The sequence below is a fragment of the Singulisphaera sp. GP187 genome, assembly GCF_900129635.1.
Taxonomy (GTDB): Bacteria; Planctomycetota; Planctomycetia; order Isosphaerales; family Isosphaeraceae; genus Singulisphaera.
In genome coordinates, this window is record NZ_FSRB01000002.1 from 1,619,731 (window position 1) to 1,634,594 (window position 14,864).

Annotated in this window: 12 protein-coding genes; 8 read left to right on the forward strand and 4 right to left on the reverse strand. The window is 63.7% G+C overall.

The window, feature by feature from the left end:
* Positions 1–43: 43 nt before the first annotated feature.
* Positions 44–2,017 (reverse strand): serine/threonine protein kinase, encoded by a 1,974-nt coding sequence (locus BUS42_RS30910; RefSeq protein WP_074313515.1) that lies wholly within the window; start codon positions 2,015–2,017, stop codon positions 44–46.
* A gap of 887 nt (positions 2,018–2,904) precedes the next feature.
* Here BUS42_RS30910 and pdxH point away from each other — a divergent pair.
* The 5 genes from pdxH (at position 2,905) to BUS42_RS30945 (ending at position 7,803) form a co-directional block, all read left to right on the forward strand.
* Positions 2,905–3,546: a pyridoxamine 5'-phosphate oxidase gene (gene pdxH / locus BUS42_RS30920; RefSeq protein ID WP_074313519.1), complete on the forward strand. Its 642-nt coding sequence runs from the start codon at positions 2,905–2,907 to the stop codon at positions 3,544–3,546.
* Positions 3,547–3,661: 115 nt separating this feature from the next.
* Entirely contained in the window at positions 3,662–5,605 is a 1,944-nt protein-coding gene (treZ, locus tag BUS42_RS30925) for a malto-oligosyltrehalose trehalohydrolase (protein ID WP_074313521.1), read from the forward strand.
* A gap of 134 nt (positions 5,606–5,739) precedes the next feature.
* Positions 5,740–6,141, forward strand: a complete 402-nt coding sequence (locus BUS42_RS30930) for a nucleotide pyrophosphohydrolase (RefSeq protein WP_074313523.1) — start codon at positions 5,740–5,742, stop codon at positions 6,139–6,141.
* A gap of 318 nt (positions 6,142–6,459) precedes the next feature.
* Complete coding sequence (locus tag BUS42_RS30940; protein ID WP_015246271.1) at positions 6,460–6,717, forward strand: acyl carrier protein; 258 nt, start codon at positions 6,460–6,462, stop codon at positions 6,715–6,717.
* Positions 6,718–6,822: 105 nt separating this feature from the next.
* Positions 6,823–7,803 (forward strand): lysophospholipid acyltransferase family protein, encoded by a 981-nt coding sequence (locus BUS42_RS30945; RefSeq protein WP_074313525.1) that lies wholly within the window; start codon positions 6,823–6,825, stop codon positions 7,801–7,803.
* A 128-nt stretch (positions 7,804–7,931) separates the two neighbouring features.
* On the opposite strand, the gene BUS42_RS45575 is transcribed toward BUS42_RS30945, so the two are convergent.
* A complete protein-coding gene (locus tag BUS42_RS45575; protein WP_074313527.1) occupies positions 7,932–8,315 on the reverse strand; it encodes an HU family DNA-binding protein in 384 nt (127 codons plus the stop codon).
* 557 nt (positions 8,316–8,872) lie between these two features.
* On the opposite strand from BUS42_RS45575, the gene BUS42_RS30955 reads away from it, so the two are divergent.
* Positions 8,873–9,166: a putative quinol monooxygenase gene (locus tag BUS42_RS30955; protein WP_074313529.1), complete on the forward strand. Its 294-nt coding sequence runs from the start codon at positions 8,873–8,875 to the stop codon at positions 9,164–9,166.
* Positions 9,167–9,283: 117 nt separating this feature from the next.
* Positions 9,284–10,273 (forward strand): archaemetzincin, encoded by a 990-nt coding sequence (locus tag BUS42_RS30960; protein WP_074313531.1) that lies wholly within the window; start codon positions 9,284–9,286, stop codon positions 10,271–10,273.
* Positions 10,274–10,295: 22 nt separating this feature from the next.
* Here BUS42_RS30960 and BUS42_RS30965 read toward each other — a convergent pair whose 3' ends face one another.
* The gene (locus BUS42_RS30965; RefSeq protein WP_074315515.1) at positions 10,296–11,435 is read right to left on the reverse strand and encodes an alpha/beta hydrolase family protein; all 1,140 of its coding nucleotides are present in this window, start codon (positions 11,433–11,435) and stop codon (positions 10,296–10,298) included.
* A 192-nt stretch (positions 11,436–11,627) separates the two neighbouring features.
* Here BUS42_RS30965 and BUS42_RS30970 point away from each other — a divergent pair, with 192 nt between their 5' ends.
* The gene (locus BUS42_RS30970; protein ID WP_074313533.1) at positions 11,628–12,722 is read left to right on the forward strand and encodes an RNA-guided endonuclease InsQ/TnpB family protein; all 1,095 of its coding nucleotides are present in this window, start codon (positions 11,628–11,630) and stop codon (positions 12,720–12,722) included.
* Between the two features lie 486 nt (positions 12,723–13,208).
* Here BUS42_RS30970 and BUS42_RS30975 read toward each other — a convergent pair whose 3' ends face one another.
* Positions 13,209–14,855, reverse strand: coding sequence for a PPC domain-containing protein (locus tag BUS42_RS30975; RefSeq protein WP_074313534.1), 1,647 nt, complete (start codon positions 14,853–14,855; stop codon positions 13,209–13,211).
* Positions 14,856–14,864: the final 9 nt, after the last annotated feature.

Here is a 14,864-nt window from a genome sequence, read left to right on the forward strand (position 1 = left end):
TTGGCCGTGGCTCGTAACAGCGCCTCGCTGGCTTGTTCGGTTCTCAAGAGGCGATCCGGCGGGCCAGGATCAGCGGGCGTTTGCCGATCACCTGCGGGAGCGACTCGGAACGAGCTGGGACCGTCGAGGCGACGGGAAGCAGGTTGTCCGCAAGGCGTGTTTTGGGGCGGTCCGTCGACGGATCGAGATTGGGAAGTTGAACAAGGTCTCGTCCGGAGGAGAGCGCGGGGAGGAGCGCGGGTTTGGAGGCGAGTGCGGGCGCAGGCCGTTGATCGAAGTGCGGCCGGCCCGCGAGTTCGGTCGCGTGGCAGCGGACGTCGAGGACGCGATTTTCGGATCCGCGATGAGTCGTCGAATCGGCAAGGGATCGAGGCGTTGCGTCAAGCTTGGCCGAGTGGGCGAGAGGCAAGGACCCGGCGATCGCTCGTCCCCCATCCTGCGTGGAGATTACGGCCTGATTGAACGCCGTTGCGCGTGATCGCTTGCGCCTGGCGGTGGCTCCGATGACAACGATCAGGCAGCCGCACGCCACCCCGAGGATGACCTGATTGGTAGGGGCGGTTTCTCGGCGGTCGATCATGGGGAGACCGGCGATCGTGCGTTTCGGATTCAGGGGAGACCGCTCGGTTGGTCTCACGACGGCGGACCCGGCTTTTGGAACGGGAGTCGGACCTGATTGGCGCGCGGCCGAGACGACAGCCTGGGCGAACGCGTTGCAATCCGGAAAGCGCTGCTGTGGATCGCGTGCGAGGCCCCGATGCACGGCCGAGCAGAGGGCAATGGAGATCGTCGGGCAGACTTGGCGAAGCTCCGGGGGGTCGATGCTTGTCTCTTTCTCGAAAACCCCCGCGCTGGTTTGACCCTCGAACGGGGGGTGACCGCTCAAGAGTTCATAGACTGTTGCTGCTAACGCATACTGATCGGATTGTCCGTCGGCCGGCGCTCCCGCGACGATCTCGGGGGCGAGGATTGCCGAGCCGCCGGCGAGCTGACCGTTGGCGCTCGGTGGGCTGCCTCCCGGGGTGGAGGGAGGGAGCCACTCCGCCATCGCCTCGGCCATTCCGAGCCCGCCCAGAGACGCGTGGCCGTTTTCATCGAAGAGGATGTTGGCAAGGCTCACTTCGCGAGAGAACCGGTTCCGGGCGTGGAGAAAATCGAGCGCATCCGCCACGTCGGGAAGCCACTGCTCGAGCGAGCGCGGGGCCACGGGAGCGGGCCGTCCGTCGGGGCCGACCGGCCTCCGAAACTTCAGGCTTCCCCCCGTGCGATGCTCGGCGACCACGAAAGGCGTATTCTCATAGGTTCCCACCTCGGTGACCTTGACCAGATGGGGATGGACCAGCCGGGCTCCCGAACGAACGGCGCGCATGAAGCGCGCCTTCGATTCGTGGTTGGGGACGGGAGGGAACGCAGGAACCTCGACGATGACGTCCGCGTCGAGGTTGCGGTCGTGGGCCAGATAGACGACGCCCGCGGCGGCCTGGCGCAGGGTATCGAGAATCTGGTAACGTCCGTTCGCGAGCTTCATCCCCTGCCACGATCCGACCCGGAGGGGACGGGCCGGGGAGGACGGCGCTCGCACCGACTCCGTCTCGGCCTCGATCGTTCTGCCGGCGAGGAGGACGCAACGATCGACCGAGCGCCGGCTTCCTTCCGAGAGATGAGTCGAGAGATGTTCGAGCGATTGGCTGGCATCGGCGGCCGAATACCGATGGTACGGCGAGCCTGAACCTTGCTGAGCGCTCGAATTCGCCGAGAGGCTGGCAACCACGGCCACGACGAGCAGGATCCGCCTGGCAAAGTTTGCGGTTTTGAGATCACGATGCGGGCCACGGTAGATCGGGTGGCCGGCGTCGGGGGCGTCGCGACTCTCGTCGTTTGACTTTCGGTTCTCGGACGTGAACACGATCGGATCGCGGCCGAGACAGCGATGGAAGCGGCCGTCGAACCGGGTCGTCGAATGCTCGAACCAAAATTCGCCGAGCGCGCGCTCGATCTCCTCGCGTTCGCTCCCCATCGGGTGGATCAAGGCGTTTTGGGTGCGCAGAAGGATGGCTCGGCAACGAGGGCATGAGGCGATTGTTGGACGTTCTGCTGGCATGCGAAATTACCTCGGATAGGATTAGGTCGCCGTCCTTCCGCGACACTTGCAACAGTCGGGAATCCACCCGACGGCGACTCGGATGGGTCGCCCCCGTCCCTCACCCTGGAGGGTCTTCATTCCCTGACGACGCTTTTATTTTGGCTTGCGCGAATCAGTCCGAAATCTCGACCTCCCGTCGGTTGTACTTTTTCCCATCTTTGTAGTTATTTCCTCATCAACAGAGGAGAATTTTCCCATTCTTTCGCCGAGGAGCGCGCGACGGAATGGGAGCGGTGCCGGTCGCTTTCGAAACTCAGGCGACCGCGTCAGCGGACGGAGCGATCCCAAATCGCCGACGAAATCGCCGCCGTGGAACTCGCCCGCGCGACCGACGCATCTCATTTGCAGAGCAAAGCGAGCAGGGTTTGCCGTTCGGGCGAGCGTGGTTTTCGCCGGTTCACGCCGCACCAAAGACTTGGAGAGCGCACTCAGATTCTGAGTGACTCCGTCGGCATCTCCATCCTGATAGATGTGATCGAGTGGTCGTGCCGTCAGGTTGTGTCAATCGACGTGGAATCAATTGATGACAGAACGAGCCGACGATCCGCAGTGCAAATCGAATGCCAATGCACTCGGGTTGATCGAAAAGAACCGGGCGGAGGGCCACGGTTTCGGAAGACCCTCGTCCCGGGGACCGTGGGTGCCCTGCCTGCTCGTGCTTGGGCGATCGATCCACCCTGAAATCTGGCAGGAAATCGGGTAAAATCAGAGCCAGAGAGGACCGGTCGAACGCCCGGCCTCTGGTTGGAGGGACCCGGTCTATGTCGATGTCACCGTTGCGGAACGAGTATACGAAAGCCACGTTGGACGAGAAGGATATCGACCCCGATCCGATTCGCCAGTTTCAAGTTTGGTTCGACGCCGCCCTGGCGGCCAAGGTGGACGAGCCCAACGCGATGGCGCTGGCGACGGCCACTCCGGACGGCCTGCCGTCGGTTCGGATCGTCCTGCTGAAGGGAGTCGACGCCCGGGGCTTTACCTTCCACACCTGCTATGACGGGCGGAAGGGGCGTGAGCTCGACGCCAATCCCCATGCGGCTTTCGTGCTCTTCTGGCCGGCTCTCGAACGCCAGATCCGGGTTGAGGGGCGGGTCGAACGGGTGAGCGGCGAGGAGTCGGACGCCTATTATCAGAGCCGCCCCTTGGAATCGAGACTCGGCGCCTGGGCTTCGCCCCAGAGTGAAGTCGTTCCCTCGCGTGCGACGTTTGAGGATCGCATGGAGGAATACCGAACCCTTTATCCGGATGGCGAGCCGATTCCTCGGCCGCCGAATTGGGGTGGCTATCGGATCTTGCCGCACACACTGGAATTCTGGCAAGGGCGTCCGAGCCGGCTCCACGACCGGGTGCGTTACCGCCGGGACCCCAACGGCGATTGGCAGGTCGAGCGACTCGCCCCTTGAACGCCGAGGCGCGATCGCGAGTGGCTTCCGTCGCAAACGACCGATCCGAGTGAAATTGCGTGCGACGTCGTTGCTCGGTGCCCCGGGCCTTGGCTCTGGATCGGGAAGGGTTGGTATGTCTTCATCGGATCAGAGCCTCGGCGATGAGCGATCGAGGTTGTGGCGGCCGACGCTGGGAGCTTGGCCTGACGAGGGAGGTGCCGGGACGCGGTTTCGGGTCTGGGCTCCCGAGGCCCGCTCGGTCGAGGTGGTTCACCTCCCTTCCCAAGGAGGTGAGTCGATCATCGCCCTTGAACGTTCGGACGACGGGACGTTTGGAGGGCGAGTCGAGGCCGCGGTTGTCGGGGATCGGTACCTCTACCGCTTGGACGCGAAGGGAACCTATCCCGACCCCGCCTCGCGGTTCCAACCCGAGGGCGTTCACGGCCCGTCAACGATCGTGGACCCAGCCGGATACCGGTGGTCGGATCAAGGGTGGCGGGGAGTGAACCGTGAAGCGCTCGTCATCCACGAGATCCACGTCGGCACTTTTTCGCCCGAAGGGACCTTCGCCGGGCTGACCGATCGCCTGCCGTGGCTCGTCGAGCTGGGGGTGACGGCGCTCGAGCTGATGCCGGTCGCCGACTTCGCGGGGTCACGAAGCTGGGGCTACGACGGTGTCGACCTGTTCGCCCCTTCCCGGAGCTACGGCACGCCCGACGACCTCCGCCGCCTGGTGGATCAGGCCCACCGCGTCGGGCTCGCGGTGATCCTGGACGTGGTTTACAACCACTTCGGACCCGTGGGCAACTACGCTCCAGCGTTCAGCCCGAACTATCTCTCCACGACCCATCGGAGCGTCTGGGCCGCCTGTGTGAACCTGGATGGCGAGCGGAGCGCGTGGGTCCGCGAGTTCTTCATCGAGAACGCGCTGCACTGGGTGCACGAGTACCACGTCGACGGCCTTCGGCTCGATGCCACCCACGAGCTCCACGACGACAGCGCTCGCCACTTTCTGGCCGAGCTCACGTCGCGGGTCCGGGCCTCGGCTCCTGACCGGGAGCTCGTCCTGATCGCCGAGGATGACCGCAACCTGGCCAAGATGGTGCAACCGGAGAGCGTCGGGGGATGGGGCCTTGATGGCGTCTGGGCGGATGATTTTCATCACCAGATTCGTCGCTTCCTGGCGGGCGACCACGAAGGGTATTACCGCGACTACAGCGGATCGATTCCCGACCTCGTGGAGACGCTGAACCAAGGGTGGTACTACCATGGACAGCCGTCGATTCATCAGGGCATCGGCCGGGGAACCGATCCGCGCGGGCTCGCTCCGCGCTCGTTCGTGTTCTGCCTCCAGAATCACGATCAGATTGGGAACCGGGCGTTTGGGGATCGGTTGAGCCTGAGCGTCGACCTGGCGGCTTATCGCGCGGCGACGGCTTTGTTACTCACCGCGCCGGCGATCCCGCTCCTCTTCATGGGTCAGGAATGGGCGGCGACCACACCCTTTCTCTATTTCACGGACCACGAGGAGGATCTGGGAAAGCTCGTGACCCAAGGTCGCCGTCAGGAGTTTCGTCATTTTCAGGAATTCGTGGATCCCGAGGCGCGTGAGCGGATTCCCGACCCCCAGGCGGCCTCCACGTTCGCTGCCAGTCGGCTCGACTGGTCGGAACCGGAGCGTGCCCCCCATGCCGCGACCCTGAACCTGTACCGGGCTTTGCTGGCACTCCGTCGCCGTGACCCCGCACTCTGCTCGAACCAGCGCGACGACGTTCAAGCCATCGCACTCGACGATGCCTCGCTGCTCCTGCTCCGGCGCTCGAGTCGTGACGGAGCCACCTTACTGATTGTCGTTCGCCTCCGCGGGGCGGGCGCGGTCCGCTTGGAGAACGCGCCCGCGCTCGGCCTTCCTTCCTGGTGGGATCGCCTGGAGCTCGTCCTGACGACCGAAGATCCGTCGTTTGCCGTCGATCCCCTGCCTGTGGAGATCGACCGCTCTCAGGGTGTCCCCCTGATTCGGTTCCGCCGCGCTGGGGCGGTTGTCCTACGAATCCAACCGCCCCGAGGGAACGTCTGATCGCGGGAGCATGTTGCCCCTTCCCTCCCAGGTCGATCCGAGGGCGTGCTCGCCGGGCGGCTCGTGCGGTAAAATGGCCGTCACGATCCGGTCGAGCACGTTCGCCGGGCATCCGAGGCTTGTGGACGGAATCAATGGACGACCAGCAGACAACGACCGGCACGCTCAAGGAACTGGTACGCACGTTCTCGACGGAACGGAACTGGGAGCAGTTCCATCACCCCAAGGACCTCGGTCTGGCGCTCGTTTGTGAGGTGGGCGAGGTTCTCGAGCACTTTCGCTATCGGAACAACGACGAGATTCAAGCGTTCCTGGCCGATCCGGCCAAGAAGCGGGAGTTGGCCCACGAGTTCGCCGACTGCCTCTGGCTCTTGCTCCGTCTCGCCGACGTCTGCCAAATTGACCTGGCCTCGTCACTCCAAGAAAAGGTAGAACTGGCCGCGCTGAAGTATCCCATCGATCAGGTCTACGGGCGAGCGGACAAGTACACCACCTATCAGACGTCGCGCTCCGAGAGCGAATCGCCGGCCGAGTGACGCAGCTCGGGAGAATCGATCCGTCGTTCGCCCCTGCCAATTGTTTTTTGAGGTCGGCGTGAAAATAGACTCAAGTTCCTGGCGCAGACTGACGAGACAGAAGAAGTCGAGATGTCAACGCGCGCCGGCGTCCATGGATGGGCGAGGGATCCGGAGCTGAAGCGGGGTGGGAACTCGAAGCGCTTCGAGAGGCAGGACGACCGGGTGGGAATGGATTCCAGGCCCCTTGGTTCTGATCTGTCGAAGCGATGCAACGCGTTCTGCCCGATCGGCTTGGATACCCCGGTGCGACTGGCCCTTAGCTCAGGAGGAGCACGCGTGGCCGAACTCACTCTGCTAGACTCGGTTGCCAACGCCATCCGCGCGGAGGCAGAGAATACGCGCACCTTGACCATTGACGCCAACACGCGTCTGGTCGAAGACCTCGACCTCGACTCGATCGACATCGTCGGCGTGACGATGCGGCTCGAGGACCGGTTCCACATCGAAATTGATGTGGAGGATATCAAGCACTTTCGCTCGGTCAGCGATCTGATCGATCAAGTGTCGATCCTTCTCGGCAAGTCGGCCGCTTGATCGCATGTCCACTTGGTTTCGCCGCGACGGGCGATCGCCGCTCGGGTTCGTGGTTCAAGCAAGGCTTCGCGTCACCGCGCGGGTGGCCGGACAAGGAGCGCGGTGATGTGGCAGCGTTGGATGATCGTTCATAAGGTTGTGTTGCAGACCGTGCTACCGGTGTTGCGGCGGCTCCCTTACCGGCTCTCGATCCGGCTACTCGGCATCATGGGCCGGCTCGACCTGCTCGTGATTCCGCACCAGACGCGGCTCTATGAAGCGGCGGTCGCCGGGGCGGCCGAGCGGCTCGGGTGTGATTGGAACGTGCGCGCGGTCAGCCGTGCCCTCGCCCGGCAGACCTACCGCTGGCGCACCCGGGACTTGCTGCTGGACGGTCGGTCCGACCGTTGGATCGACCCGCTCTTCCAGGTCTCGGGGCGTGAGAAGCTCGATGCGGCCCGGGCCCGGGGCAAAGGGGTCATCCTGCTGGCCAATCACTTCGGGTCTCATGTCTTGATGACCCACTGGCTCTTCCGCCAGGCTTACCCGTTGCGCTGGTTTGGAGAGAAGCCGAGAAACATCTCGGAATACTTGATCGACAAGTTCCAGTCGGATGGAACCCACGGTCAGGCCGGGCTCTTCGTCTCACGCAAGGCGGGGACGGCCGAAGGGGCTTCGACGATCTACCACGCCGCGCGAATCTTGAACGCGGGCCTGATCGTCAAGATCGCCTGCGACGTGCGCTGGAATGATGCCAAGGCGGTGTCCGCGTCGTTCCTGGGACGCACCGAGTCGTTTTCGACGACCTGGGTGACTCTGGCCGCGATGACCGGAGCCGCGGTCGTCCCTGCCTACTGCCGGATGGATGAGCAAGGGACTTTTCATCTCGACTTTCGCGACCCACTCATCGTTCCCCCCGATGCCCGCCGCCCTGGCCGTGCGATCGAGTGGGTGGACCGAGCGCTCGATGGGCTCGAGGAACAGGTCCGGCTCTTCCCCGAACAGAGCAACGACTACTTCTTCTGGGACCCGGCCGAAGCGAAGGCGAACGGTGGTTCGACGCCCTCGGGTTCACGACGCGTTGAACGGGCTGTCGCCGTTCGATAGTCGGTAGGCAGGCAAGTACGCAAGCCATGAGAAGAGTGAAGGGTCCGGGGATCAATCCGACCGAGAACGCGAGGCGAAGGTCGGACGACCCCCGGAAGGATCCGGGGGCGACTCGGCTGTTCGGCGGCTCAGACCATCTCTTTGAGAGCCTTCATCGGGACGACCTTGACGACGTTGCGGGCGGGCTTGGCCTTGATCGTGATCGGCTCTTTGGTGAACGGGTTGATTCCCGGCTTCGCCTTGGTGGCTTCCTTGCGGCTGACCTTCAGCTTGAGCAGGCCGGGCACGACGAACTGGCCGGGGCCCTTCTTGCCGAGCTCCTTGGCGATCAACTCGCTCAGCGCGTCGAAGACCTTGGAGACGTCCTTCTTGCCCAACCCCGTCTTCTCGGAGATGGTCCCGTAGATCTCCCCCTTGGTGGCCGCACGCGCCTTAACCGCGCTGGCCGGGGCGGCCTTGGGGGCGGGGGCAGGGGCCGGGGCTTTGGCCTTGGGAGCGGTTTTCTTGGCCATGGTCGTTACGATCTCCTGGTTCTTGGAAGTGTCCGAGCGAACCGTCCGAGCCTCGACCTCATCGAAGGTGATCAACGAGGCTTTTTTCGCTTCGATCGATAGACTGATCGGATAATTACAGGAAAAATTAGAGGCGTGCAGCCCCAATTGTCGTCATTTCTCGTCATTTTCAGCGAAAAAGTCCGGTTTTTCGGGCGCTGAGACGCCGAATTACCGGTTTTTGGCCGTTTTGCCCGCCACGCTTCGAAAACCCCGCAAATTTAAGGGTATTCTGAGCGTGTCGAGACGTGCTCGTTTCTCACCTCTGTTTTAGCGTCTGGAACGTGCCCTCCCATCCGTTCGGAGGCATGGTCCGAGCCCCGTCGTTGGTCGTCAGCGCAGCGTCGAACCAGGGCGCGACGACCACCGCCAGGTCGGGGACCGACGGACGTTTCGTGCCGTCATCCGCGCCATCGCTTGGCTCTATCGGCTTGGCTTTTACTGATGTAAGATGGTGGCGGGCGCCGCAATGCGGCGTTCTTGCTGGGTGTCGTGATTTTCTCGAGGGAGCCTCATCGATGGTTTGCGTTGCTGTGACTTATGTGATCAAGCCCGGCCATGAGCGTGAGGCGGTCGAGCTGTTCGGCAAGCTGACGGGACCGACGCGAGCCGAGGCCGGTTGTCGGATGTACCTGGCGCATCGCTCCACGACCGACCCGAGGAAGTTCTTCCTCTACGAGCAATATGACGATCAGGCCGCGCTCGACGCCCATCGGGCCTCGGAGCATTTCGCCCGGTACGGGACCGGCGGCCTCTTCCCGATTATCGAGAGCCGCACGCCGGAGCTGTATGAGCCGCTGGACGTGGTCTGAAGGCGGGTGCTTGGGGTCGAGGCCCACCCAGGTTCGGGCGGGCCTCGTACCCTCGTGAATCGCGACAGGTCGAGGCCCTGGTTGCGCGTCAGGGTTCTGCTCCGAGGAGTGCGCTCGATGAAACCCAGGCGGGGTGTGCTGACGACCGTGGCCGTGCTGGCCGTGGTGTTCGGACTCGGAGGCCGGGCGGCGATCTACCGTTCGCTCGCGTCGCTCCCAGCGCCGGTGACGGACCTTGGCGAGCCGTTCGTGGAGGAACCGGAACGGCTCGCGCTCCTGACGTCGGCCGGACGGCGGATCGAGCCGCTGCACCAGCGGATGGGCAAGCCGAACCCGGGCGATTGGCTGGACCGGCACCCGGAGCCCGGCCAGACCTTCGAGGAATATCGCGCCGGGAGCCCGAGCCGTCCGACGGCTCAGCTCACCACGCTTTACATCCAGAAGTGGGGCGACTTCGACGACACTCAGTCGGCGGTCGTCGACCGAGTCGCCGAGCTGCTCGGTCGGTTTTACGGCGTTCCAGTCAAGTTCGAGGAACCGGTGAGTCTCGACTCGGTCGACGACCAGGCCTGTCCCCCCCATCCGGAACGCGGCGATCGGCGGCTCCTCTCGACCTATGTCCTTGAGGAGCTCAGGGGGTCGCATTGGCCCAACGATGCGGCCGGCAGGCTCGCGATGACGACGGTCGACCTCACGCGAACCGGTGGGGGCACCTGGGCGTTCGGTCAGGCCTCACTCTGCGATCGCGTGGCGGTCTGCTCGTTGTTTCGTCAGGGGGATCCGCACGAGGATTTCACGCTCTGCGTCAAGCGGACCTTGAAAACCTCGGTGCATGAAGTTGGCCACATGTTCGGTCTGACCCATTGCGCGGCCTTTGAATGCGCGATGAATGGATCGAACCATCGCGAGGAAGCGGACGCACGTCCGCTCTGGTTCTGCCCCGAGGACGAGATGAAGGTCTGGCTGGCGTGCCGGCTCGACCCCGCGCGGCGCTATGCCAGCCTCGCCGCGTGGGCCAGGTCGAACGGACTCGATGCCGAGGCCCGGTTCTGGGCTCGATCGCGGCAGGCCATTGCGGACCCGAGCGACCGAGCAAAGCGAAAGTGATCGGGCAGGTGGATTGGGCCGCTCACGACTTGAGCCAGCGGTCGTACCAAGCGAACGCTTCGTCCTGCATCGGCTTGTCGAACTTGTGCGGCCCGGGGTAGAACGAGCATCGATAGCGATCGGCCGCGTTCGCCTTGGTGAACACCTCGCCCAGCATCTGGTCGGCACGCTTCATTTCCGGCACGGTGAAGAGGTCGTCTTCAAGGTCGTTCAACACCAGCGTCGGCCTTGGCGCTCTCAGGCCGAGGATCTCGCAATAGTCGAGGTCGAGCGGCAGACCGGGGATGTAGATCATCCAGGTGTGCGTATGCGCCTTGTGGAGGAGATAGTCACGCCAGGTCGTCATCATCCCGACGCAGCAGGCGCAGGCGATCCGGTCGTCCATGCCGGCGAGGTAGACGGTGCGTAGGCCGCCGCCGGACAGTCCGCCGCAGCCGACGCGTTTGGCGTCGACGTCGTCGCGCGAGCAGAGGTAGTCAAGCGCACGCTGGTCTTCGGAAAGGAAGACGCCCGGCCAGGTGGTCCCCGCGCAAAAGAGGCTCTTGGCCATCAGCGACTCATGCTCGCTGGCGAACTTGTTGTACGCTGCGATCTCCGACTCGGATTCAGGATTCTCTTCCTTGAGGTCGCGGCGGACGACGCGAGGCAAGTCGCCGACCCGGATTCGCCGGCTGGCGAACGCGAAGGCGTCGTGAACCAGCACGGCGTAACCCCGCTTGGCCAGCTCGTTGGCCCAGCTCAGGCCACCGTAGTAGTCGCGATGTTTTTTCATGACCGGGTGGAGGTCGTCGCTGATCTGGGCGATCTTCCGCGTTCCGAACGCCTTGTTCCCCCCATGGTCGTGGAGCGCGAGCACCGCGGGCAAGCGTTCAGTGGCCCCCTTCGGCTTGAGGAAGATCGCCTCGGTGGGAGGGCCGTAGGGAAGCTGCCAGTGCAGGTGTTCGATGTGCAGGCCGTCATACTCGAACTGGTGTTGTAACTCGGCCTTGGGCACCCCTCCACTCTCGGGCACGAGCAGGCAGTCGCGAACCCGCTGGCGTGCGACCTGCCTCCAGGCCTCGACATCCGTGAACTCCGACTTCCGGAACGAGAGCCTGGCGGGCGCGTCGCCGACAATTGAGGCGGCCCACGGGCCGTAAGCGCCGATCATGTTCGGTTCCATCGGATCCCCTTCGTCGGGTCCCCCCTCCTTGTCCTCCGCCCGAGCGGCGAAGAATCGAGGGACGGATGCCACTCGAGTAGCTTACCGGATTCCCGGCTTCAACAAATCTAGCGAGGAATCTCCCGCCTTCAGTCGTGGGGAGGAATCGCGTGATCGTCTTGCTTTTAGATTAAAACCGTCTAAAAAGCAGACATGAAACTTGTCGCCCAGATCCAACTCATGCCGGATGCTGATGCCGCCGCGAAACTTCGCTCGGCCGTCGAGCGATTTAACGAGGCGTGCGACTGGCTGGCGGGCGTGGCGTTCGACAAACAAGTCTCCAATCGGATCGAACTCCAGCGGATCGCCTACCGCGACGTTCGCGACAAGTTCAGCCTGTCGGCTCAGGCCACATGCCTCTGTATTCGCCGGGTTTGTGAAGCCTACAAGCGGGACAAGACGATTCGCCCGACGTTCCGCAAGGATGCGGCGATGCCGTTCGACCCGCGGACGATGAGTTTCAAGGGGATTGCCCGCGTCAGCCTCTTGACGCTGGACGGCCGGGTGATCGTCCCGTTTGTCGTCGGGTCCTACGGCGCGGATCGGCTGGCGATGCCCAAGGGGCAAGCCGACCTCGTCAGACGCAAGGACGGCAAGTGGTTTCTGATCGTCACCGTGGACGTACCAGAAGCCACACCGATCCCGGTCACCGACTTCATCGGGGTCGACCTCGGTCTTGCCAACGTGGCGACCGACAGCGATCCCGAGACCAAGCCTCATTGCGGAAAGCCCGCCGAACGGGTCCGCCGCAAGCACAACCTCCAGCACAAACGCCTCCAGAAGAAGGGAACCAAAGGGGCGAAGAAGAAGTTGCAACGGGTCTCCCGCAAGGAAGCCCGGTTCAATCGCCACGAAAATCACGTCATCAGCAAAGCGATCGTCGAGGTTGCCAAAGGCACCGGACGCGGCATCGCCGTTGAAGATCTCAGCGGCATCCGCGACCGGCTCCCGGCTTGGGGCAAAGACGCGCGCAATCGGCTCTCCGGCTGGTCGTTCGGCCAACTGGTCGCGTTCATGACGTACAAGGCCACGCTTGCGGGCGTGCCCATCGAAGCCGTGGATGCCCGCTACACGTCCCAGACGTGTTCGGCATGCGGGCATTGCTGCCGAGAGAACCGGACGAGCCAAGCGAAGTTTCTCTGCGTGTCGTGCGGGATGGGCATGAACGCGGACAAAAACGCCGCCCTGAACATCAGGGCTCGGGCACTTTCTAAGCGTGCCCTAGAACTGGTGGACTTCACGGTCTAACCGGAAATCCCTCGGCTTTAGCCGTGCGGAAGCTTAAGAAATGGCGTGCTGGTGCTTTGTTGTACGAGCGATGAGGAGGGTCGAGCGGCCTGGCTGTTCCGTGTGAACTATGGCCGTGCCCACCCGGCAGGACGGAAATCACCTCGTTATTATCAGTAATGCAATGTGCATTCGTAGGGTGGGCACGGCCCACCACGATTTTTCAACGAACCGCCATCGAGCGAGGCGTCCCCCTCGTTCCCACGGTCCCCCGTGGGAATGCCGTCCCCGACGCTCCGCGTCTTCTGGCCGTCGCAAGCCGAGGACGCAGAGCGTTCCAGACTTCATTACCACGGGGGACCGTGGGAACGAAGAGCGAGCGGCTTCCTCGCCCTGGATCGGGTCGTTGTGATTTTTCGATGTCCAGGGCCATCGCGAAAGATGGTGGGCCGTGCCCACCCTACAAGAGGGAAATTGCCATGACGTGTTTATTGCATTGGGTTTTGATCAAGGAGCTTTGGGAGCGGCCGGCTTGAGGACGGTCAACCAGGGTTGGTCGGTGGTTGCGCTGAGTCCTTCGATCGCGAACCGGGCAGGCCGTTCGACCATTGCGCCATCGACCGCACGACCGAGGACTCGGAACGGACCGGACGGAGCGGTGGCCGCGGCCATTGCCGTGGCGGTTAGCGAGAGGGTCACCGTCTTCTCCGTGTCCTTGCCCGGCTCGGATCGGACGGAGGGAGCGGTCATGCCCTCGGGGAGACCGTCGAAGCGGACTTCAATGGGGCTCTTAAAACCGTTTTTGCGCTCGATGGCGACCTCGAGCGTTCCGGCCTTATCCGGGGTCAGGGTGAGCCGATCGGCCTTGAGCGTCAACGTGTAGTCGGGGTCCGGGGCGGCGATGGTCAGCCGATAGACGAACCGTTCCCCCCCATGCCCGTGCAGGTCCCGAATCGAGAGCTGATAATCGCCATCCGCCGGAGGAGTGAACGCGAGTTGAACGTCGTGTTCCTTGCCGCTGTCGTCGACGTCATTGAGGGTTTTCCCTGCGGCGTCGGTCACCCGGAGGACCGGGTCGAGCGGGGCTCCCAGGCTCTCCGACTCGACGAGGAGGCTCAGGGTCTGCCCTTTCTTGGCAGGGAATGTGAAAACATCCTGATCGCGTGCGGGGGCGATCCGTCCGCTGACGGTGCTGGGAACAGGGATCGCTTGGGGGTGGTCCCGATCGCTCGGCTCTTGTTCGATCAGCGCGGCATGAGCGACGAGGCGGATGTCGACGGTATTGGCAAAATCGGGGTGGATGAGCGAGGCGGTCTCGTGGTTCCCGTCGGCGACGACCGCAAGGCGTTTGGCGGTTTCCGGGACGTTCCAGCCGTGGGCTTCAACCTGTCCCGGATCGGAGCGGGCGACGGCCAACGGGTAGCCGTGGTCGAGGAAGCCTCCGGTCGTCAGGGTGAGCCGGTAGATGTAGGCATCTCCCCCCGCGAACCCGATCGTGCTATCCGGGGTTGCCGGAAAGGCGAAGATGCGGACCAGATAGGTTCCGTCGGCGGGCACCTCGAAGGTGAGGCGGGGGTCGAATCCGCGGTCGTCATCGTTCTGGGCCAGCACGAACCCGTCGGTTGAGGCGACTTGGAGGACCGCGTCCATCGGCGAGCCGAGCAGGCGGTTGGCGTCCACCGCGGCGACGAGGAGCTGCCCCTTTTTCATGGGGACCGAGAACTCATCGACGTCATTGGATTTGCCGAGGCGTCCATTGATCGTGACCCGAGAATGATCGAGCGCGATGTTGGGCTGATCCTTCGACTCGCTCTCGACCAGCTCCGGAAGGACACCGACGAGGAACGGTCGGAGCGAAGTCGCTCCTTCCTCGTCGCTCAGGCGGATCCAGTGGACCCCTGGTTTGGCGTCGGACGCGACGATGATCGAGAGTTGTCCCTTCTCTTTCTCGGCCTTGACCTCAATCGCGGGACCATCGGACCAAACGTGAACCGGCCAGTGATCGAACGAGCCAGTCGCCTTCACGGCCACGGTCTGGCCGCGCTGGGCTCCGGGGGGAAAGAGCCGGTCGAGAGTCGGCGGTTTTGCCTTCGCGGCGGAGGCCGTTGCGAGCAGGGCGATGAGGCTGGCAACGATGGGGCGGGTGGTCATCATGCGTCAATT

Excerpts from the sequence above, each read along its gene's own strand:
- BUS42_RS30910 (WP_074313515.1), bottom strand. The coding sequence starts at position 2,017 with ATGGGGAGCGAACGCGAGGAGATCGAGCGCGCGCTCGGCGAATTTTGG.
- pdxH (WP_074313519.1), top strand. The coding sequence starts at position 2,905 with ATGTCGATGTCACCGTTGCGGAACGAGTATACGAAAGCCACGTTGGAC.
- treZ (WP_074313521.1), top strand. The coding sequence starts at position 3,662 with ATGTCTTCATCGGATCAGAGCCTCGGCGATGAGCGATCGAGGTTGTGG.
- BUS42_RS30930 (WP_074313523.1), top strand. The coding sequence starts at position 5,740 with ATGGACGACCAGCAGACAACGACCGGCACGCTCAAGGAACTGGTACGC.
- BUS42_RS30945 (WP_074313525.1), top strand. The coding sequence starts at position 6,823 with ATGTGGCAGCGTTGGATGATCGTTCATAAGGTTGTGTTGCAGACCGTG.
- BUS42_RS45575 (WP_074313527.1), bottom strand. The coding sequence starts at position 8,315 with ATGGCCAAGAAAACCGCTCCCAAGGCCAAAGCCCCGGCCCCTGCCCCC.
- BUS42_RS30955 (WP_074313529.1), top strand. The coding sequence starts at position 8,873 with ATGGTTTGCGTTGCTGTGACTTATGTGATCAAGCCCGGCCATGAGCGT.
- BUS42_RS30960 (WP_074313531.1), top strand. The coding sequence starts at position 9,284 with ATGAAACCCAGGCGGGGTGTGCTGACGACCGTGGCCGTGCTGGCCGTG.
- BUS42_RS30965 (WP_074315515.1), bottom strand. The coding sequence starts at position 11,435 with ATGGAACCGAACATGATCGGCGCTTACGGCCCGTGGGCCGCCTCAATT.
- BUS42_RS30970 (WP_074313533.1), top strand. The coding sequence starts at position 11,628 with ATGAAACTTGTCGCCCAGATCCAACTCATGCCGGATGCTGATGCCGCC.
- BUS42_RS30975 (WP_074313534.1), bottom strand. The coding sequence starts at position 14,855 with ATGATGACCACCCGCCCCATCGTTGCCAGCCTCATCGCCCTGCTCGCA.